The organism is Rhizobium sp. BK399, assembly GCF_014194695.1.
Classification (GTDB): Bacteria; Pseudomonadota; Alphaproteobacteria; order Rhizobiales; family Rhizobiaceae; genus Rhizobium.
Genome location: NZ_JACIAH010000005.1, coordinates 272,875 through 291,323, shown reverse-complemented (window position 1 = coordinate 291,323; position 18,449 = coordinate 272,875). Strand labels below are relative to the sequence as shown.

Here is an 18,449-nt window from a genome sequence, read left to right as displayed (position 1 = left end):
GGAGGACAGCCCAGATGTCAGATGGCCCGCAGCGCTTTTCGGGAGAAGTATGGCGCATTCACGAATTCGGCACGCCCGATGTGATGAAGCTGGAAGAAGTGGAGGTGTCCACGCCCGAAACGGACGAGGTGATCGTGAGGGTATATGCTGCGGGCGTCGGACCATGGGACGGATGGATTCGCTCTGGCAACAGTGCGCTTCCCCAGCCCCTCCCTCTCATTCTTGGCTCCGATATATCCGGGGCGATCGTCGCCGTCGGACGCGGCGTCGATCACTTGCAAATCGGCGATCAGGTCTACGGCGCGACGAACAAGCGGTTCTGCGGCGGGTATGCGCAATATGCGGTCGCCAAAGCCTCCATGCTTGACAAGAAGCCGGCATCGATCGCCCACGTGGCTGCAGCGTCGCTGCCAGTTATCGCTGTTACGGCGTGGCAAGCGTTGTTCGACCAAGCCGGTCTGGTGCAAGGTCAGACGGTATTGATCCATGGGGCGGGGGGAAACGTCGGAGCCTTTGCCGTCCAGTTCGCCAAACACGCTGGACTGAACTCGATCTGCACAGCTTCGTCGGAGGACATCGAGCGGGTTCGCTCATTGGGAGCAGGGCGCGTAATCGACTACACGGCAACACGCTTCGAGGAGGAGGTCCACGATGTAGATGCCGTGATGGATTTTGTGGGCGGAGAATCCCAAACGCGGTCGTTCAATGTGCTGAAACGCAGTGGAGCATTGATTTCGGCCGTGTCCATGCCGGACCAGGCTCTCGCGGAACGACATGGTGTGACAGCGAGGTTCTTTCTGGTCGATGTTTCCACCGAGAGCCTCCGGCGGATCTCTACCCTCATTGACGAAAACGCCCTCGAGGTAAACGTCGGCGTTAAAGTTCCATTCGAGCAAGCACGGGATGCCCATCTTATGCTTGAAGGCCAACTCCCTCGACCCAAAGGCAAGATCGTGCTCGTAGTCGATCCAACGTGAGCGCGAGGAGTGCCCCGAGCCAATGGAGGCCATCCGCCATGCATGTGGGCAGTGTGTCGAGAGACGACGTAGGCGATCTTGGCGCATTCGGCCAGAGCGAGAAATCGTGCGGGCCTGCGTTGTGACACCAGTTCGGTCGCAGCGATGAAGGTGCAGATCGATCCGTGGTTCATCGCGAACCCGAGGAGGAAGCCCAGCGCTCCAATCAATCCGAAAATCGCCCACGTCTCAAAGAGCGCGCCAATGCCGTGGGACAATTCGTTCACGGTACCAATCCTCCATACCATCAGTGAAGAAGATCGCGGTGGCACAATGGCGCGCATTTCAAGTTTATTGAATGGCGACGCCCCGAAGAGGGCGCTCGCTTTAAAGGCTGGTATTCAAAGCTCGTTGGCCCTCAGGTTCGCGTGAACCGGATTGCGATAAGGGAATCCATCGCAATCCAGAGCGACAGTGCTAGAAGACCGACGTCCTTGAGAAGGAACTGGCCTGGCGCGACCGAGATCGCGGGGAACCCGAGTTCCGGGACGACCACGCCTGGGGTTGTAATCATGAAACTGATCGTGGTGACGAACAGGCCAGATGACAGCACGCCTCCAACCAGCGAGTAAACCGGGCTGACAGGCCTCGCGGCTATAAGTGCTCCAATGCTGATTTCGAGTATGCCGAGGAAGCTCGAAAAACCTCGCACACTCAGGATTGAGTACATCCAGCTTACCAGCGGGTTGTTGCTGACCAGATCCACAAGGCCTTGCGCCTCGTAGGCGGTGAATTTCATGCCGCCGAACCAAGCGTATATGACAGTGATCGCTACATAAAGGCCAGCTGTCGTTGCCGTACGCGCGTAAGTCTCTGCTAAATGCTGGATGCTTTCGATGCGCTTCGATTTCGGCTGAATGCCGATGTGTTGAATAATTTCGGTCATTTTCTTCTCCCATTGGCTGATGATAGCGCCGAGCTTTCGTCTCGCTCGAGTTTAACGATACCGATTTGTATCGTTCGGAGACAAATACTACCGATCTGTTTCGGTAGCGAATCACGAATCCGCGACTAGGCCGGCGCCTGGAACGCCGCAACGGTATTGCGTCGGCTTCCACGAACGACTATTTAACGATACAGATCAGTTGTGAAAGGTAGGGCAATGCGGCGGTCGGAGATCAAGAACCATTTGCTGGAGACCGCTCTGCGGCTTTTCAATGAGTATGGATACCACGCGACTGGCATCGACTTGATTGTCTCGGAAAGCGGCGTCGCTAAAACCACCCTTTACCGGCACTTCGAAACAAAGGAGGAGCTGATCGTCGCGGCACTGGAGCGGCGCGACGAAGCAGATCGTCGTGAGATGCGCGAGTTCGTGGAAACGTGCGCAAAGGATCCCGTCGAGCGAATTCTGTCGACGTTCGACTTTCTGGAACAATGGTTCAAGGACAAAGAGTTTAGAGGTTGCGGCTTTATGGCTGCTGCGGGAGAACACAAGGACATCGCCGATCCCGTGTTTCGAGCTGCGGAGATGCACAAGCGTCTGTCACTCGCATACTTCGAGGAGCTCGCTCACGCGGCGCGATTCCGTGACCCTCGGCGTGTGGCGGACGAAATCAACCTTCTCCAGGAAGGAGCAACGGCCGTAGCCCAAATTACTCGCTCGGTGGAGCCTGCCCGCCAGGCGAAGCGGATGGCAACGGCGCTTACCGCGACGATAGAGCGCTGTTAGCCAGTACTCAGGAGCCGCGGCACATCGAGAGCGGGTGGTCGGTGATGGGGCGGCGTGAGCCCGATGTAGTCGGGTTAGCTTGTTCTAGCTGCATTTTCGAAATGAGCCGACCACTGTTCCGTTCGCGCTTCGTCGCGGGCTTTGTAGGCCTGGATTGCCCGTTCGAGGCCAAGGAAATCAGATGTTTCCGTGTTGGTGCCGATCTCAGCCAGCCGCATTGTGTACCATGCTGTAACCCCACCCTCCGGGGCATCCGAAAACTTTGGAAAGGCTGGCTCCGATTTCTTTTGTTCTTTCCAGAGATTGGGCAGCGAAGGTTCGAGGACGAGAGCACGCGCGAGACCGACCATATCAACTGCACCGCTCGCCACGGCGTCTTCGGCCTGCGCGCGCGTCTTGAAGCCTCCTGTCAGCATAAGAGGCTTCGTCATCATAGCGCGCGCACGTTTTGCGAATTCGAGGAAATAGGGTCCACGTCCGGACCTGTCGGAAGCGGACTTGGCTCCAGGAAAGTAGGTCCCACCGCTGATGTCGATCAGGTCGATCGAGGTTCGGTCCAACGCCGCCACGACCTTGAGCGCGTCTTCCTCGTCGAATCCTCCCTCCAGTTCGTCAGAAGAATTGAGCTTAACGGCAATCGGGAAGCTCGGTCCGACAGCGGCGCGGGTTGCATCGATGGCTTCCAGCAAGAGCCGCATACGGCTGGCGATCGCGCCCCCGTACCCGTCCGTCCGCTTGTTAAACAGAGGCGAAAGAAACTGACTGAGCAAAAACCCATGTGCCGCGTGAATCTGCACACCTCCAAAACCAGCCTCCTGCGCCAACCGGGCTGTGGCCGCAAATTGTGATGGCAGTTGACCTATTTCCTCGGATGTTATTTCCACGCAGCGCAGTCCCGGCAGGTCGAAAGCAGTCGGCCCCTTTGGTTTGCTGGTCGGTGCGTAGGCAAGCGCTCCTGCGTGGCCGAGCTGTAGCCATAAGCTTGTGCCGTTTTCGCTGCCATGAAGGGCAAGTTTCCGGAACCGTTCAAGGTCCGACGCTTCGTTAAGTACCAGGTTGCCAGGGTTCTCGGCGTAGCCGGAGGTGAGCTGCACTTCGCCGATTATCGAGACGGCCAACCCACCTTCGGCCCAGCGTTGATATAGCCGCGTCTGCGCAGCGGTCGGATGGCCAGTTCCGTCCCCTAGGGAGTCCGACATCGCGGATTTCGCAATTCGATTGTTCAGTGTCAAACCGCAAGGCAGCGGAAGCGGCTCGAACAGAGGTCCATTCGTTTGCGATAGAGGATCCACGACAAATTACTCCGGCGTTTATTAGTTATCGACGAAAACGAGTTGCACAACAACTTCGGTGCTGCGCTTTTGCTGGGAGGCGTAACCCCTACGCCTCCCGTCGTGCCAGCAATCAGAGCTCGTCCGGTCCTGCGCGGTAGACGAGAAACTTATTGCCCTCAGGATCACGGAAATAGGCACAGTAAGGGTCGGCGCCATTCTCGCCTCGCGGACCGGGAGCACCTTCGTCTTGGCCACCGAGTGCCAAGGCTGCCGCGTGGACTTCCTCAACCTGGGCGCGGGAACGGGCCTCGAAAGCCACCATGCCACCGTTGCCGACAGTCGCTGGTTGTCCGTCAAACGGCTTGATGACGCCGAACTCAAGGGTCCTGTGGCCGTAATAGACGGCACGACCAGGCTGGACCAGAACGCGCCCGATGCCGAACACGGAAAGCAGTTTGTCGTAGAATGAAGAAGCGGTTTCCAGATCGTTTGTGCCAACGGTCGAATGGCTTGGCAAGCCGCGCACTCTGTCCGTTTCGACGGCCGTTTTACTCTTTGCAGTGTCGTTCATTTCAGTTCTTCCTTTCACTCTTGGTCGAATGGCTGCATCTTTTGCGGCCGATGGCTCCAAGGCATCGACGGTCCTCCGAACCGGAAGAGACCAGGTCATTTTTGTCTGCCTTGGAGGGTCCAGCATCCATGCTCAGGTTGAAGATATGTTGCGTATACACTACATAAGTTACCTCTCGAGTTTGTGGAGGTTGAACGATGGATGATCGAATTGATCCCGAGTCGTATATCGTTGGCGAAGTCGTATCCGGATGCCTGATGACCAGGGCCAGGCGCATCTCCAGGGTGGTAACAAACATCTATGACCAGGAACTGCGGAACCATGGCCTGACCGCATCCCAGTTCTCCATGCTCATCATGATTGCAAAACTGGGAGGTGCCAGCCGCTCGGAAATCGGCCGTGCAAATTTCCAAGACCGGACGACGTTGACGCGCAGCCTCGCACCGCTCCTCAAGGAAGGCTGGATCGAGGAGCTTCCGACTAAGGGCGGCCGCAGCCGTCCGGTCGTCATTTCCTCTGCCGGGAAGAAGCTTCTCAGCGAGGCGGCTCCCGCTTGGCGCGAGGCGCAGCGCAAAGCAACCGCTCTTGTTGGCAACAATGGTGCAGAAGCAATCATTGACATAGCCGAAAACCTTCCAAGGGAGGACGAACCGACATAAGGCCGCTTGTGGCTGCGCTCTAATTCGCGGCGTGGATTTCCGCCACGACCATGCGGCGAAGCGTGATATCGGGGGTTAGGTCAATGTAACCGATCTCGGTGGGGTTGTCCGCGGAAGCAGCGCCGGCTCCGACGGTAGCGGTGAGCGCGACCGAGAAAAAGAGTGGTATAGAGCGTTTCAGCATCTCAAGGCTCCTTATGGTATGGGGTGGACGCCAGGCCAATTTCGATGCGTCCGTTATGATGCATATGCAACATAATATCAACATCGCAGGAACCTCCGCAGCGGACGATTTTGTATTGGATTGTATCCAAACGTGCGCCGGACGACGCTTCGTTACATTTCAGTCGCCTCGAAAAACAAACCGGATACCGAATGGCCTGATTTTGGGTTGCAAGCACGGTGCAGTCGCACGAGCTCATTATCAACCAAGGAGCAATCCAATGAACGCACGACGTATCGTTTCCGCGGCTCTGGTTATCGCCGCTTTCGCCTTCCAGATTGCAAGAGCCGATCAGCCTGAAATTCGACGGACGGACTTGGTAAAGGAGGACATCAGCATTTCCGGCAAGGAAGCCGTGCAGGTGCGGGTCGACTTTGATCCAGGCGCATTCGCGGTAAACCACCGGCACCCTGGCGAGGAGGTGGCCTACGTTCTTCAGGGAACACTCGAGTACAAGCTTGAGGGAAGGGAAGCCGTTACACTGAAGGCGGGGCAATCCCTGTTCATCCCGGATGGTGTTGCCCATTCCGCTCGAAACGTGGGGGATGGCAAGGCGTCGGAGCTGGCGACTTACATCGTCAGCCGGAATGCTAAGCTCGTTGAACCTGTGAAGTAATTCACCAGAAGGGAGGAAATGTCATGACCCTGATCGCAAAAACCGCTGCCACGGATCTGTCTCGCCGCGCTCTCTTGTTTGCGGGAACGGCTGCCGCTCTGTCCACTGCGATTTTACCGTCGTTTGCCAATGCGACGGAGCCCAGAATGGCCAAAGCAGGTTCCACAGGTGAAATACGACCGTTCAAGGCTGAGGTTCCGGAATCTGCGCTACTCGATTTGCGGCGGCGGCTTGCGGCAACGCGCTGGCCGGACGGGCAAACTGTCACCGACCGCTCCCAGGGCGTTCCGCCGACCAGACTGTGGGAACTCGTCGAATATTGGCAGACCGATTACGATTGGCGGGACGCCGAGACTAGGTTGAACGCATTCCCGCAATTTCTGACTGAAATCGACGGGCTTGATATCCATTTCATTCACGTTCGGTCCAAGCATCAGAACGCTTTGCCGTTGATCATGACACATGGCTGGCCAGGTTCGGTTTTCGAACTCCTCAATGTCATTGGACCGTTGACCGATCCGACTATGCACGGCGGCAAGGCCGAAGACGCCTTCCATCTCGTGCTGCCGTCCATCCCCGGTTTCGGTTTTTCGGAAAAGCCGAGCGTGACCGGATGGAACCCGCAGCGCATCGCGGGCGCATGGGACGTGCTCATGAGGCGTCTCGGTTATAGCAGCTACGTCTCCCAAGGCGGTGATTGGGGAGCAATTATCTCCGATGCGCTTGGTCGCCAGGCTCCTGAGGGCCTCCTCGGCATTCACGTCAATCGCATCGAACGGGCAACAACGTTCCCACCGGACGCTGCCCAGGCATTGAAGAGTGGTGCTCCAGCGCCGGCTGCTCTCTCTACCGACGAGAAAAAGATCTTCGGCGAAGCAAGGGATTTCCTGAACAACGGCTTCGGGTACGCGGCCATCATGAACACCCGTCCGGAGACTGTCGGTTACGGCATAGCCGACTCGCCAGTTGGGCTTGCTGCCTGGTTATACGACAAGATCGCCGACTGGGTATTCACCCGCGGTGAGCCAGAAAAAGCGCTGTCAAAGGACGCGATCCTCGACAATATCACCTTGTACTGGCTGACCAACACGGGGCCGTCCAGCGGCAAAATCTATTGGGAGAACACGGTCTCAGGCGCAAAGCTTACAGCTATTCAGGTGCCCGCTGGCGTGACCATCTTTCCCGGAGAGGTGTACAGGCCGCCGAAGGAGTGGCTGGTCAGGGCGTATCCGAAGCTGATCTACTACAACCGAGCCTCCAGGGGAGGTCATTTCGCGGCGTGGGAAGAACCCAACCTGTTCAGCCAGGAGATCAGGGCGGCATTTATTAGCCTGCGATCTTGAAGGGGGTCGCCAAACTGCGCCGCGCTCTCGGGCGACATTTATCGCTTCCTTGACTAACCTCGTCGCGAGCGGATTTCAGCGGGAAGGGGACATCGTGCATTCCGTAGCTGAACAGCTCTTAGATCTATCCGGTGACATGCTTTCAGATGTCATGCCATTCGATCCCAGACTACCGACATGCGCTTCATCTCGCATCCTCACACAACCAACCGCCGTTCCGTTCCGGTAAGCAACAACCCTTGGAACAAGCCTGGGGCGACAAGGGTTAATCCTTCGATAGGACAGTTCGGAGAAGACACCATGTCGTTCAATGTACTAATCGTCGAAGACCAACCGCTCGTGGCGCTCAACCTGCAGGACACGATAGAGGAACTCGGACATCGTCCTGTTGGGATCGCGAGCAACATGTATCAGGCACTCATGCTTGCCACCGACGCGGACATGGCGCTCGTGGACGTGAATCTCGAGGATGGCCCTACTGGACCCATTGTCGGGCGGACATTGGTGGAGGCCGACGTGACGGTGCTTTTCATGACCAGTGATCCAGGTGCGCTTCGAGGCGGAGTGCCAGGGGCGCTGGGAGTGATCCAGAAGCCGATTTTGGATTTGGAACTCGTGGAAGCGATCCAGTATGTCGCCGATCGGCGAGCTGGTCGAACGGACATCCCGCCACCGAAGAGTCTGGTCGAGTTTGATGCGGTCTGACGACAATCGGGAGTCCGCAGACCGGCTTGCGCCCGGATGGAAGTGGTTACCTTCATGGAGGCCTCCTGCCTAGCGGTATTGCCGGGCATCGTTGGGCCATCAAGCATTGATCACGCCATACCCCTCCCGGAGCATTGCCAGTCAATACGGTCGACGACATGAGAACTTTACAGGCGATGGCCATCTTTATCTCTTCGAATCCGCCGACGTAGCAGTCCAACTTGGGCTGAAGCTGATTGCCTTCTGGAGGCAACGTCGACCTTCCGTGGATCGGCGCTGCATCGCGCAAACGCCAGCGTCCGCCGCTCCTCGCAACTCATCGCCTGGCGACCAACCTCGGTCCCCTTGCTCGAAGCCGACCCGCGTGATATAAACTGAACTAGATGGTTCAGTTTTCAGCTAGCCTTGACACCTGCTTTGCCGCGCTCTCGGACGCCACCCGACGCGGCGTTCTGGAACAGCTTGGAAGTGCGGATGCTTCGATCACGGAGCTTGCAAAGAAGTTCCACATGACCCTCACAGGCATGAAGAAGCACGTCGGCGTCTTGGAGCAGGCGGGGCTTGTGACAACGGAGAAGGTCGGCCGCGTGCGGACCTGCAGGCTCGACCCGCTCGGGCTCGAGGAGGGGGCGGCCTGGATTGAAGCGCGCCGCCAGATCTGGAACGCACGCTTCGACGCGTTGGATGAAGTCGTCGAGACCCTGAAACGGAAGGAGAGAATCGATGGGCTACAGAGCGAGTAACGACCGCACCGGGGTCGAACGGAGGTCCGAGCGCGAACTTGTCGTGACGCGCACCTTCAACGGTCCGGTTCGCCTTGTGTTCGACGCGTGGACCAAGCCCGAGTTGTTCAAACTGTGGTGGGCGCCGAAGTCGTGCGGCGTGCCCATGCTTTCGTGCGAGATGGATGTGCGCACCGGAGGCAGCTATCGCGTCACGTTCGGACATGATGCCTCTGACTCCATGGCCTTCTTCGGCAAGTATCTGGAAGTGTCACCACCGTCGCGCCTCGTCTGGACCAATGACGAAAGCGACACCGCTGCCGTCACGACTGTGACCTTCGAGGAAAAGGATGGCGGAACGCTGCTAGTCCTGCAAGAACTGTATCCCTCGAAAGAAGCGCTCGACGAGGCTTTCGTCGGCATGGAAGACGCGATGCCAGAGCAGTTCGCGCAGTTGGATGAACTTCTCATCTCCCTTGGCGCCAGCGTCTAAAAGTGCCGCCCTTCAAGTCGATCGGCCATGTCATCAAAACGGCACGAAGTAGGGAGCCGGTGCAGTGGGACTGCCTGATGACGTCGGGTGTTCAGCGCGACGTTTGATTTCCGATTCCCGCAGATTGCGGACTATTGCAAAGTTAGAAGAGGCTTCAAAGCGTCGAGCAGGGCATTCGGATACGTCGCCGCATGACGAAAACGGACGGCGTACAAGAACGAGGCAGATTGCCAACGCCTCCTTGAACGGCTCCGCCATGCGGTCTCCAGGAATAGCTATCGATCGCGACAGCCGCGCAACGACTCGCTGATGCAACGTCCGCGACCTCCGCTCCCCACAACTCACCCCGCACAGCGCGTAACCGCTGCGCCGCATCATTCGAAAAGGTCGGGATGATCCGCTTCTATTTGCGGTAGGTCTGACAGGATGCCGTTGAGATGCGCGCACATCGCGGATGCCGCAGCATCGGCGTCGCGACTGTCGATGGCGGTGATGATGGCCTCATGCTCGGCGATCAGCCGCATCATGGAATCGGGGTGGCGAAGCTGGAGATTGCAGACGCGATCCATATGGGCTTTGATGTCGGCAATCGCATTCCAGGCAAGGCTACAGCCGGCGCCTTCCGCGATTGCGATATGAAACTGCTCGTCCTCGCGTCTGAATGCGTTGTGGTCATGGGCCTCCATGGCAGCGGTCTGCCGGGCAAGAATTGTGTCGATCCGGCGCCGTGTCCAGCTGTCGAAACTGTCGCTGGCGCGACGGACAACGGCGGTCTCAAGCGCTTCGCGGACGAAGCGCGCCTCCATCATCTGCCGCGCCGAGATCCTGACGACCACAGTGCCCCTGTTCGGGCGCACATCGACCAGCTTTGATTTTCCGAGCGCGATGAGGGCCTCTCGCACGGGTTGGCGCGAGACGCCCATGCGTGTGGCGATATCCTGTTCCGACAACCGCGTGCCCGGGGCCAATTCGAGCTTGATGATCGCCTCCCGCAGGTCGCGCTCGACCTGTGCTGCTGCGGTCTCGCCGGTCTCAATCTTCAAGGATTCAAGGTTCATGTCTTTCGTCGCCGTCATGCGTTGACATCCAATTTAAACCACCATACAGTACCATACAATTCAAACGCAACATAAATCCGGTGGCTCAAAACCGGGTAAAAAGGGAGGGCCGGCACGATGCGTCGGCTTGCAGGGTAACGTGCTGTCCAATTTCATTGCGCCTGATTCCAGTGATCCGCGGCTGAACATTAAATCCCGCTACCAGATGCTTGTCGATGGCAAGTCGGTGGATGCCGCATCGGGCCGTACGATTGACCGCGTCAGCCCGGGGCATGCGGGTGTCGTGGTCGGTACATGGCCGGAAGCCTCGGCTGACGATGTGCGCTTGGCAATCGCGGCTGCGCGTCGTGCCTTCGATACAGGTCCCTGGCCGCGCATGTCGGGCGCGGAGCGCTCGCGCCTGATGTTCAAGGTAGCGGACTTGATCCTCAAGCGCCAGGAAGAACTGGCCTTGGCCGAGAGCCTGGAGGTCGGCAAGCCGATCGCCCAGGCGCGCGGCGAGATCGGTTTTTGCGCCGACCTCTGGTCTTACGCCGCCGGTCAGGCGCGTGCTCTGGAAGGGCAGGCGCATAACAATATCGGCGACGATCGCCTGGGTCTGGTGCTGCGCGAAGCTGTCGGCGTCGTCGGCATCATCACACCCTGGAATTTCCCCTTCATCATCGCCTCCGAGCGCGTGCCGTGGGCGATCGGCGCAGGATGTACCGTTGTCCTCAAGCCGTCGGAATTCACCTCGGGAACGTCGGTCCGTATGGCGGAACTGGCACGTGAGGCCGGCATTCCCGATGGCGTCTTCAACGTCGTGACCGGCTACGGCGATCCGGCCGGCCAGGTGTTGGCCGAAGATCCCGGCGTCGACATGGTTGCCTTCACCGGCTCCGTGCGTGTCGGGACCAAGCTTGGCGAGATCGCCGCGCGCAGCGTCAAGCGCGTCGGGCTGGAGCTCGGCGGCAAGGGTCCGCAGATCGTCTTTGCCGATGCGGATCTCGAGGCCGCCGCCGATGGTATTGCTTACGGTGTCTATCACAATGGCGGACAGTGCTGCATTTCCGGCAGCCGATTGCTGGTCCAGGAAGGTATCCGCGACGCTTTGATGGAACGCCTGCTCGATATCTCGCGCAAGGTGACTTTCGGCGATCCCTTGAACGATCGCACGAAGATCGGGGCGATGATATCCGAAGCCCATGTCGGCAAGGTTCATTCCTATGTGGAAGCCGGCATTGCATCCGGCGCCGAGCTGCTGCTCGGCGGCGAGCGCGTCGGCAAGGAGGCCGGCATCTATTACGCTCCCACCGTGTTTGCCGGCGTGAAGCCCGACATGTCGATCGCCCGCGAGGAGATCTTCGGACCGGTGCTTTCGACCTTGACCTTCAAGACCGCGGACGAAGCCGTAGCGCTCGCCAATGCCAGCGAGTTCGGCCTTTCCGCTTCGGTCTGGTCCACCAATCTCGAAAACGCCATGCAGAGCATCCGCCGCATCCGCGCCGGCCGTTGCTGGATCAACAGCGTCATCGACGGCACGCCGGAACTGCCGATCGGCGGCTACAAGAAAAGCGGCCTCGGCCGCGAGCTCGGCCGCTATGGCTTCGATGAATATTCCCAGTTCAAGGGCGTGCACGTGACGTTCGGGCGACCGGCGCCGTGGTTCGGCTGACAGGGAACAAAGGGATAGGGCGTTTCTGCTTTTGGGAGAAGGCGGGACGTCTGGGAGGAAAATCTCGGCCGGCGTGATCTTTGGTCGGAGCCCGCCAGCCGAGACTTGGGTCTTTCGACCCCGCATTGCACATCCAAAGGGAGGATACGCAAATGAAATTGACCAGGTTGAAAACCGCAGCACTCGCCGCGGGTATCGCCACGATGATGACATCTACGGCATTAGCCGCCGACGTCAAGGCAACGATGATCATCTATCTCGATCCGAGTGTCCAGTTCTTCAACCCCGTGGTGAAGGGCGCGAAGGATGCGGCGGCACAGTTCGGCGTCGATCTCGACGTGCAATACGCAAACAACGATCCGGTTCGCCAGAACGACCTGATCGAGAGCGCCACGGCAGCAGGCGTCGATGGCATCGCTGTCGCCATCTCTTCGTCGGATGCCTTCGACGAAAGCATCTGCGCGGCCGTGAAGGCCGGCATCGTCGTCATCGGTTTCAACAATGACGACCTCGAAGGCGCGAAGGGCAATTGCCGCCAGGCCTATGTCGGCATGAACGAGTTCTCTTCCGGCTACGAGCTCGGCAACCGGATGATCAAGGAATTCGGCTTGAAGTCCGGCGACGTCGTTTTCAATCCGCGTGAAATTCCCGAGGCGAGCTTCGCGGTCGCGCGTGGCGGCGGAATCGAGAAGGCGATGAAGGAAAACGGCATCAAGGTCGAGACGGTTCGCGCCGGTCTCGATCCAGCCGAGGCGCAGAATATCATGGCGCAGTTCCTGATCGCCAATCCCGGCGTCAAGGCGCTGTTCGGAACGGGCTCTGTCACCTCGACGGTCGGTGCCGGTGCCATCAAGGACGCTGGCGTGAAGATCCCGTTCGGCGGCTTCGATCTGGCAGTCGAGATCGTTAATGCGGTTGAATCCGGCGCGATGTTCGCGACCATGGACCAGCAACCCTACCTTCAGGGCTACTACCCGATCGCCCAGATCGCGCTCTCGAAGAAGTACGGGCTGACGCCGACGGATGTCGACACCGGCCAGGGCGCCTTCCTCGACAAGTCGCGCATCAGCTCGGTCAAGCCGCTGATCGGCAGCTTCCGCTAAACGCGTTTCGTGGGAGCCTGCCGGTGATGCCGGCAGGTTCTCCGTCTTCAATCGATCGAGTACCAGACCGTGACACCAATTCTCGCAGAAAGTGCCGCGCCCCGGTCGCGGACGCAGAAGCAACCTATTCTCAGGCAGATCATGGCGATGCCGGCAGGCGCGATCTTCCTCGTCTTCATGACGCTGCAGATCGTCTGCATCGCAGGCGCCTTGCTCTATCCCGATCAGTTTCGCTATCTCTCGCCGCAGAACCTGACGATCCTGATGAAGGCAATTCCCGTGCTCGGCTGCCTGGCGCTTGGCGCCGGCGTGCTGATGATCGCAGGCGAGTTCGACCTCTCCATCGGTTCCGTCTACACCTTCACCGCCATCCTGATGGCGAGCCTCGTTGGCGCCGGATTGAGCGCCTTCATAGCCGCACCGCTCGGCGTGCTGGCCGGCATCATGATCGGGCTGCTCAACGGCCACATCACGCTGCGCTTCGGGCTGCCGTCCTTCATCGTTACCTTGGGCGGTCTGTTGTTCTGGCGCGGCGCGGTCCTGCTCTATAACGGCGCCGTCCAGGTGCGCTTCGACCCGGAACCGATCTTTACCAGCCTGTTCTCCGGCACGCTTTTTGGCATCAACGCGGCTTTCATCTGGATCGTTCTTTTCGTCGTCGGCTTCCACTATCTCGTCCACAGTCACCGTTTCGGCAACCACGTCTTCGCGACCGGTGGCAATCGCGGCGCTGCGGAGGCGATCGGCATTAACACCAACCGCGTCAAGCTCGTGGCATTCGCGATCGCCGGCGGCATGGCGGCAGTGGCCGGCATTCTTGCCACCGCCCGCGTCGGCAGCGTGCAGCCGGGGCAGGGCGCTGGATTGGAACTCCAGGCGATCGCCGCCTGCGTGATCGGAGGACTGTCGCTGCGCGGCGGGCGCGGCTCGATCATCGGCATCTTCCTCGGCGTGCTCTTGATCCACACCATCACGGACGTGCTGCTCCTGCTGCGCGCACCGGGCTTCTATCTCGACATGTTCATCGCGACGCTGATCGTGCTGGCCGCCATCTTCAACCATCTTATCGAGCGGCGAGGTCTTGCGTGATGTCGGCCACCAATCTTCTGGAACTACACAATATCTCGAAGAGCTTCGGCGCGCTGACGGCACTGCGCAATCTGAGCTTCCACATCGGCGAAGGCGAAGTGGTTGGCCTGCTCGGGGATAATGGCGCCGGCAAGTCGACGACGGTCAACCTGATCTCCGGCATTCACAAGCCGACGGACGGCTACCTCAGCGTCGACGGCAAGAAGACCGCCTTCACCTGCCGGTCCGATTCCGCCGATGCCGGCATCGAGACCATCTACCAGCATACGGCATTGGTCGATTCCCTCTCGATCACCCGCAACATCTTCATGGGCCGTGAACTCACCGATCGCTTCGGCTTCCTCAGGCAGCGCGAAATGCGCGAGATTGCCATGGAGGTGCTGCAGAACGCGGTCCACATTTCCGGCATCGATAGCCCCGATACGCTGGTTGGCAATCTCTCCGGCGGCCAGAAGCAGGCGGTCGCCATCGCCCGCGCGGTCTATTTCAAGAAGCGCGTGCTGCTTCTCGACGAGCCGACCTCGGCGCTGTCGGTTCGCGAGACGGAGGCGCTCTTGAACCAGGTGCTGAAGCTCAAGGCCGAGAACGTCTCCAGCGTCTTGGTGACGCACAACATTTACCACGCCTACCAGGTCTGCGACCGCTTCGTGATCATGAGCCACGGCACCAAGGTGTTCGATGTCGACAAGGCGGACACGACGATCAACCAGCTGACCGAATATGTCGTGCTCACCTGATCCCACCCAACAGACAGAAGGGGCATAGCCCGTGACCATTTCAGTGTCGGTACGCCAGGTCGTCGGACCCGAGGATGCCGCAAGGCGAGACACCCAGGGACTGCGCGACGGTTTCGTGATCGAGAACTTGTTTCGCCCAGGTGAGGCCAACCTCACCTACAGCCATCTCGATCGCATGATCGTCGGCGGCGTCATGCCGATTGCCAGTCCTCTTGAGATCGCCGCGATCGCACAGACCGGCACGGAGCGCTTTCTCGATCGGCGCGAGGCCGCCATCGTCAATATCGGCGGCGCCGGTACGGTCAGCGTCGCGGGTAAGCCCTACGAACTCGGCTTCCAGGAGGCGCTCTATATCGGAATGGGCGAAGGAGCCCTGAGCTTCGCCAGCAAGGATTCGGCGGCGCCTGCGCTCTTCTATCTGCTAAGCGCGCCCGCGCATCGGGCGTGCCCGACGGTGCACATCACCCGCGAGATGGCAAGGAAGGTGGTCGTGGGCTCGGCCGAGGAATCCAATGCCCGCACCATCAATCAGTATGTGCACCCAGATGTCTGCGACAGCTGCCAATTGCTCGTGGGGCTGACGATGTTCGAACCGGGCTCGGTCTGGAACACGATGCCGGCGCATGTGCACGATCGGCGTATGGAGGTTTATCTCTATTTCGGCATGCAGGAGACGACCCGCATTTTCCACTTCATGGGCGAACCCAGCGAGACCCGGCATGTCGTGCTGAAAAACCACGACGCGGTGCTGTCGCCCGGGTGGTCGATCCATTCCGGCGCCGGCACCGGCCGTTACGCCTTCATCTGGGCGATGGCTGGCGATAACATGAGCTTCACCGACATGGACAAGGTGCCGATGGAAGACCTGCGATGAGCCTTTTCGATCTTAATGGCCGCTGGGCCATCGTCACCGGCGCCAATACCGGCATCGGCCAGGCCATCGCGGTTGGCCTGGCTGAAGCAGGGGCCGACATCGTCGGCGTCGGCCGCTCAGCGATGGACGAGACAGCGGACGCGGTCGCATTGACGGGGCGCCGGTTCGTATCGCTGAAGGCTGACCTGTCCGATATCGGGGAGGCGAAGGCCGTTGTCGAACGCGCCCTTGCCGCCGGCGCCTCGCCCGATATCCTCGTCAACAATGCCGGCATCATCCGCCGCGCCGATGCGCTGGAGTTTACGGAGGAGGATTGGGATGCGGTGCTCGACACCAACCTGAAGTCCGTCTTCTTCCTCTGCCAGGCCTTCGCGAAGGCCGCAGTCGCACGGCAAGCGCCGGCGAAGATCATCAATATCGCCTCGCTCCTTTCCTTCCAGGGCGGCATCCGCATTCCGTCTTATACGGCTTCGAAAAGCGGGCTTGCCGGGATCACCCGGCTAATGGCGAACGAGTGGGCATCGAAGGGCATCAATGTGAACGCCATCGCGCCCGGCTACGTCGAAACCAATAATACCGAGGCGCTTCGCGCCGATGCCGAACGAAGCGCCGATATCCTCAAGCGCATCCCGGCCGCCCGCTGGGCGAAGGCCGAGGATATGGTGGGCACGGCGGTCTATCTGGCGTCGCGCGCTTCCGATTATGTTCATGGCACGGTGCTGCCGGTCGATGGCGGCTGGCTTGCCCGATAGGAGATGATAATGGCCGATCACTACACGCTTCCCGACGACATCACCTGGACCGAAGTCGCACCCGGCAACAGGCGCGCCGTTCTCTCGCACCGCCCGGAAATGATGCTCGTCGCCTTCAGTTTCGAGCCCGGCGCCATTGGTGCGCTTCATTCACATCCACACACCCAGGTAAGCTACGTGGCCGAGGGCGCCTTCGACGTCACCGTCGACGGCGTCACCACAAGGCTAGACGCCGGTTCCAGCTTCATCGTTGCTCCCAACCTCGTCCATGGCGTTGTCGCCGTTGAAAAGGGACTGCTGATCGACACCTTCACGCCAAGGCGCGACGATTTCCTTTAGGATGAGGCGCTTCTCCCAGAGGACGGAAGGGGCGCGCGGCTAGGTCCAGCGGATACGGCGAGTACTGGCAGAGTACGGCCGCATCCGACATTGCGGCTCGAAGCTGTCTGAAAATATCGCTGAGTCTCCCGGTAGTCAGACCGTTGCGGGACCGCAGAACTGACTATAGGTTTCGTCATCCAACCTTGACGGGAGCAAAAAATGCAAATCGATCTCACTGGAAAGAGGGCGCTGGTCACAGGATCAACGGAAGGTATCGGCTACGCAATTGCCCGCCAGCTTTCAAGGGCTGGAGCGGATGTCGTGGTCAACGGTCGGTCAGAAGACAAGACTGCAAAGGCCGCCGAACGGCTCAAGGGCGAAGGCGCCAGGGGCAGCGTCAAGTCTGCGGCCGCCGACCTCTCGACCGCCGAGGGGTGTGCGGCCCTGGTTGCCCAAGTTCCCCAGGTAGACATCCTGATTAACAACGCGGGCATCTTCCAGCCGATCGACTTTTTCGACGCGAGCGACGAGGTTTGGGATCGACACTGGCAGGTCAACGTCATGTCCGCCGTCAGGCTGGCCCGCGCCTATCTTCCAGGCATGCAGACATTGAACTGGGGCCGCGTGATTTTCTTGGCGTCCGAATCCGGTTTCAACATTCCAGTCGAGATGATCCACTACGGCGTTAGTAAGACGGCCGACATCGCGGTCGCCCGCGGTCTCGCCAAGCGCATGGCCGGCACGGGTATCACGGTGAACTCCGTCCTTCCTGGCCCCACGCTTTCAGAAGGCGTGGAAGCGATGCTTGCCGACGAGCAAGCTAAGACCGGGTTGCCATTGGAGGAGATCGCTGCCGCCTTCGTCAAGCAGCATCGCGGTAGCTCGATCATTCAACGCGCCACCAGCGTCGAGGAAGTCGCAAACTTAGTAACCTATCTTGCGTCGCCGTTCGCTTCCGCGACGACGGGCGCATCCGTTCGCGTTGACGGCGGTGTCATTGACACTCTCTAAGAGCAGAATTTTCACGAGCGAGCCGGGTTTGATCGGCCTAGCCTGCTCCACGTGTAGCGGGAACGGCTCTCAGGCCCGGGAACCGCGACGTCTTCATTGTCGGGGATCTCTGCGTCCCGGACTCTGAGGCTGTGTCGTGGTAGCCTTGCCGGAACCGCGATCGTGAATGCGGGTTGTGACTCCATCAACGGATGGAGAACACGATGCAGTGGCAATCACTTCTGACACAGCTTGGTACTTGGACTGCCCGCCCATGGGCTTTCCTCGTCGTCGCCATGTACACCATTGGATGGCTAATCCTCAGCCCGGAGACCCTGGAGTGGCATGGCGTCGCTACCATTGCCACCTGGTCGATGACACTCTTCATCCAGCGTGCCGAACACCGGGACACCCAAGCCATTCACGCCAAATTGGACGAACTGCTTTACGCGCACGGTGAGGCGAGGAACGAGATTACACGGATGGATGAGAAAGAGCCGGAAGAAATCGAGACCTTCCGTGACGTTCAAAATCCGGAAAAGTGACAGGCGATCAAGGAACGTCGCACTTATTCTCG

At 59.6% G+C, this 18,449-nt stretch carries 22 protein-coding genes; 17 read left to right on the top strand and 5 right to left on the bottom strand.

The window, feature by feature from the left end; genetic code table 11:
* The first annotated feature begins 14 nt into the window (after window positions 1–14).
* On the top strand, window positions 15–977 hold the full coding sequence (locus FHT97_RS13930; RefSeq protein ID WP_183862922.1) for an NADP-dependent oxidoreductase: 963 nt from the start codon (window positions 15–17) through the stop codon (window positions 975–977).
* Between the two features lie 397 nt (window positions 978–1,374).
* On the opposite strand, the gene FHT97_RS13925 is transcribed toward FHT97_RS13930, so the two are convergent.
* The gene (locus tag FHT97_RS13925) at window positions 1,375–1,902 is read right to left on the bottom strand and encodes a DUF417 family protein (protein ID WP_183862920.1); all 528 of its coding nucleotides are present in this window, start codon (window positions 1,900–1,902) and stop codon (window positions 1,375–1,377) included.
* Window positions 1,903–2,118: 216 nt separating this feature from the next.
* On the opposite strand from FHT97_RS13925, the gene FHT97_RS13920 reads away from it, so the two are divergent.
* Complete coding sequence (locus FHT97_RS13920) at window positions 2,119–2,688, top strand: TetR/AcrR family transcriptional regulator (protein ID WP_183862918.1); 570 nt, start codon at window positions 2,119–2,121, stop codon at window positions 2,686–2,688.
* Between the two features lie 74 nt (window positions 2,689–2,762).
* On the opposite strand, the gene FHT97_RS13915 is transcribed toward FHT97_RS13920, so the two are convergent.
* Window positions 2,763–3,980 carry an NADH:flavin oxidoreductase/NADH oxidase family protein gene (locus FHT97_RS13915; protein WP_183862916.1) on the bottom strand — a complete coding sequence of 406 codons (1,218 nt, stop codon included), beginning with the start codon at window positions 3,978–3,980 and terminating at the stop codon, window positions 2,763–2,765.
* A gap of 112 nt (window positions 3,981–4,092) precedes the next feature.
* Window positions 4,093–4,533: a VOC family protein gene (locus FHT97_RS13910; protein ID WP_183756265.1), complete on the bottom strand. Its 441-nt coding sequence runs from the start codon at window positions 4,531–4,533 to the stop codon at window positions 4,093–4,095.
* Between the two features lie 197 nt (window positions 4,534–4,730).
* On the opposite strand from FHT97_RS13910, the gene FHT97_RS13905 reads away from it, so the two are divergent.
* Window positions 4,731–5,192 (top strand): MarR family transcriptional regulator, encoded by a 462-nt coding sequence (locus FHT97_RS13905; RefSeq protein ID WP_183862914.1) that lies wholly within the window; start codon window positions 4,731–4,733, stop codon window positions 5,190–5,192.
* A 19-nt stretch (window positions 5,193–5,211) separates the two neighbouring features.
* Here the strand turns inward: FHT97_RS13905 and FHT97_RS13900 are convergent, their stop codons facing one another.
* Window positions 5,212–5,376, bottom strand: a complete 165-nt coding sequence (locus FHT97_RS13900) for a hypothetical protein (protein WP_183862912.1) — start codon at window positions 5,374–5,376, stop codon at window positions 5,212–5,214.
* 259 nt (window positions 5,377–5,635) lie between these two features.
* On the opposite strand from FHT97_RS13900, the gene FHT97_RS13895 reads away from it, so the two are divergent.
* The 5 genes from FHT97_RS13895 (at window position 5,636) to FHT97_RS13875 (ending at window position 9,294) form a co-directional block, all read left to right on the top strand.
* Complete coding sequence (locus FHT97_RS13895) at window positions 5,636–6,031, top strand: cupin domain-containing protein (protein ID WP_183862910.1); 396 nt, start codon at window positions 5,636–5,638, stop codon at window positions 6,029–6,031.
* A 23-nt stretch (window positions 6,032–6,054) separates the two neighbouring features.
* Window positions 6,055–7,374, top strand: a complete 1,320-nt coding sequence (locus FHT97_RS13890) for an epoxide hydrolase (RefSeq protein WP_183862908.1) — start codon at window positions 6,055–6,057, stop codon at window positions 7,372–7,374.
* Between the two features lie 300 nt (window positions 7,375–7,674).
* Window positions 7,675–8,079, top strand: coding sequence for a response regulator (locus FHT97_RS13885; protein ID WP_183756270.1), 405 nt, complete (start codon window positions 7,675–7,677; stop codon window positions 8,077–8,079).
* A 383-nt stretch (window positions 8,080–8,462) separates the two neighbouring features.
* Window positions 8,463–8,822, top strand: a complete 360-nt coding sequence (locus FHT97_RS13880) for a metalloregulator ArsR/SmtB family transcription factor (RefSeq protein WP_183862906.1) — start codon at window positions 8,463–8,465, stop codon at window positions 8,820–8,822.
* Window positions 8,803–9,294: an SRPBCC family protein gene (locus FHT97_RS13875; protein ID WP_183862904.1), complete on the top strand. Its 492-nt coding sequence runs from the start codon at window positions 8,803–8,805 to the stop codon at window positions 9,292–9,294. Before FHT97_RS13880 ends, FHT97_RS13875 begins: the two co-directional genes overlap by 20 nt.
* A gap of 374 nt (window positions 9,295–9,668) precedes the next feature.
* Here the strand turns inward: FHT97_RS13875 and FHT97_RS13870 are convergent, their stop codons facing one another.
* Window positions 9,669–10,370, bottom strand: a complete 702-nt coding sequence (locus FHT97_RS13870; protein ID WP_183862902.1) for a GntR family transcriptional regulator — start codon at window positions 10,368–10,370, stop codon at window positions 9,669–9,671.
* A gap of 121 nt (window positions 10,371–10,491) precedes the next feature.
* Between FHT97_RS13870 and FHT97_RS13865 the strand changes: the two genes are divergently transcribed.
* The 9 genes from FHT97_RS13865 (at window position 10,492) to FHT97_RS13825 (ending at window position 18,417) form a co-directional block, all read left to right on the top strand.
* Window positions 10,492–12,006: an aldehyde dehydrogenase family protein gene (locus FHT97_RS13865; RefSeq protein WP_183862900.1), complete on the top strand. Its 1,515-nt coding sequence runs from the start codon at window positions 10,492–10,494 to the stop codon at window positions 12,004–12,006.
* 152 nt (window positions 12,007–12,158) lie between these two features.
* Entirely contained in the window at window positions 12,159–13,109 is a 951-nt protein-coding gene (locus FHT97_RS13860) for a substrate-binding domain-containing protein (protein ID WP_183862898.1), read from the top strand.
* 69 nt (window positions 13,110–13,178) lie between these two features.
* Window positions 13,179–14,198, top strand: coding sequence for an ABC transporter permease (locus FHT97_RS13855; RefSeq protein WP_183756275.1), 1,020 nt, complete (start codon window positions 13,179–13,181; stop codon window positions 14,196–14,198).
* Complete coding sequence (locus FHT97_RS13850; RefSeq protein WP_183756276.1) at window positions 14,198–14,935, top strand: ATP-binding cassette domain-containing protein; 738 nt, start codon at window positions 14,198–14,200, stop codon at window positions 14,933–14,935. The genes FHT97_RS13855 and FHT97_RS13850 overlap by 1 nt, the downstream gene beginning before the upstream one ends.
* 31 nt (window positions 14,936–14,966) lie before the next feature.
* Window positions 14,967–15,809, top strand: coding sequence for a 5-dehydro-4-deoxy-D-glucuronate isomerase (gene kduI, locus FHT97_RS13845; RefSeq protein ID WP_183756277.1), 843 nt, complete (start codon window positions 14,967–14,969; stop codon window positions 15,807–15,809).
* A complete protein-coding gene (gene kduD / locus FHT97_RS13840; RefSeq protein ID WP_183862896.1) occupies window positions 15,806–16,561 on the top strand; it encodes a 2-dehydro-3-deoxy-D-gluconate 5-dehydrogenase KduD in 756 nt (251 codons plus the stop codon). Before kduI ends, kduD begins: the two co-directional genes overlap by 4 nt.
* A 9-nt stretch (window positions 16,562–16,570) precedes the next feature.
* Window positions 16,571–16,900 (top strand): cupin domain-containing protein, encoded by a 330-nt coding sequence (locus FHT97_RS13835; RefSeq protein ID WP_183756279.1) that lies wholly within the window; start codon window positions 16,571–16,573, stop codon window positions 16,898–16,900.
* Between the two features lie 201 nt (window positions 16,901–17,101).
* Window positions 17,102–17,893 carry an SDR family NAD(P)-dependent oxidoreductase gene (locus tag FHT97_RS13830; RefSeq protein WP_016554328.1) on the top strand — a complete coding sequence of 264 codons (792 nt, stop codon included), beginning with the start codon at window positions 17,102–17,104 and terminating at the stop codon, window positions 17,891–17,893.
* A gap of 203 nt (window positions 17,894–18,096) precedes the next feature.
* Window positions 18,097–18,417: a low affinity iron permease family protein gene (locus FHT97_RS13825; protein WP_183862894.1), complete on the top strand. Its 321-nt coding sequence runs from the start codon at window positions 18,097–18,099 to the stop codon at window positions 18,415–18,417.
* The last annotated feature ends 32 nt before the right edge of the window (window positions 18,418–18,449 follow it).

Coding starts and splice junctions, on each gene's coding strand:
- FHT97_RS13860 (WP_183862898.1), top strand. CDS start 12,159: ATGAAATTGACCAGGTTGAAAACCGCAGCACTCGCCGCGGGTATCGCC.
- FHT97_RS13835 (WP_183756279.1), top strand. CDS start 16,571: ATGGCCGATCACTACACGCTTCCCGACGACATCACCTGGACCGAAGTC.
- FHT97_RS13875 (WP_183862904.1), top strand. CDS start 8,803: ATGGGCTACAGAGCGAGTAACGACCGCACCGGGGTCGAACGGAGGTCC.
- FHT97_RS13910 (WP_183756265.1), bottom strand. CDS start 4,533: ATGAACGACACTGCAAAGAGTAAAACGGCCGTCGAAACGGACAGAGTG.
- kduD (WP_183862896.1), top strand. CDS start 15,806: ATGAGCCTTTTCGATCTTAATGGCCGCTGGGCCATCGTCACCGGCGCC.
- FHT97_RS13885 (WP_183756270.1), top strand. CDS start 7,675: ATGTCGTTCAATGTACTAATCGTCGAAGACCAACCGCTCGTGGCGCTC.
- FHT97_RS13890 (WP_183862908.1), top strand. CDS start 6,055: ATGACCCTGATCGCAAAAACCGCTGCCACGGATCTGTCTCGCCGCGCT.
- FHT97_RS13895 (WP_183862910.1), top strand. CDS start 5,636: ATGAACGCACGACGTATCGTTTCCGCGGCTCTGGTTATCGCCGCTTTC.
- FHT97_RS13905 (WP_183862914.1), top strand. CDS start 4,731: ATGGATGATCGAATTGATCCCGAGTCGTATATCGTTGGCGAAGTCGTA.
- FHT97_RS13900 (WP_183862912.1), bottom strand. CDS start 5,376: ATGCTGAAACGCTCTATACCACTCTTTTTCTCGGTCGCGCTCACCGCT.
- FHT97_RS13880 (WP_183862906.1), top strand. CDS start 8,463: ATGGTTCAGTTTTCAGCTAGCCTTGACACCTGCTTTGCCGCGCTCTCG.
- FHT97_RS13830 (WP_016554328.1), top strand. CDS start 17,102: ATGCAAATCGATCTCACTGGAAAGAGGGCGCTGGTCACAGGATCAACG.
- FHT97_RS13870 (WP_183862902.1), bottom strand. CDS start 10,370: ATGACGGCGACGAAAGACATGAACCTTGAATCCTTGAAGATTGAGACC.
- FHT97_RS13930 (WP_183862922.1), top strand. CDS start 15: ATGTCAGATGGCCCGCAGCGCTTTTCGGGAGAAGTATGGCGCATTCAC.
- FHT97_RS13850 (WP_183756276.1), top strand. CDS start 14,198: ATGTCGGCCACCAATCTTCTGGAACTACACAATATCTCGAAGAGCTTC.
- FHT97_RS13925 (WP_183862920.1), bottom strand. CDS start 1,902: ATGACCGAAATTATTCAACACATCGGCATTCAGCCGAAATCGAAGCGC.
- FHT97_RS13920 (WP_183862918.1), top strand. CDS start 2,119: ATGCGGCGGTCGGAGATCAAGAACCATTTGCTGGAGACCGCTCTGCGG.
- FHT97_RS13825 (WP_183862894.1), top strand. CDS start 18,097: ATGCAGTGGCAATCACTTCTGACACAGCTTGGTACTTGGACTGCCCGC.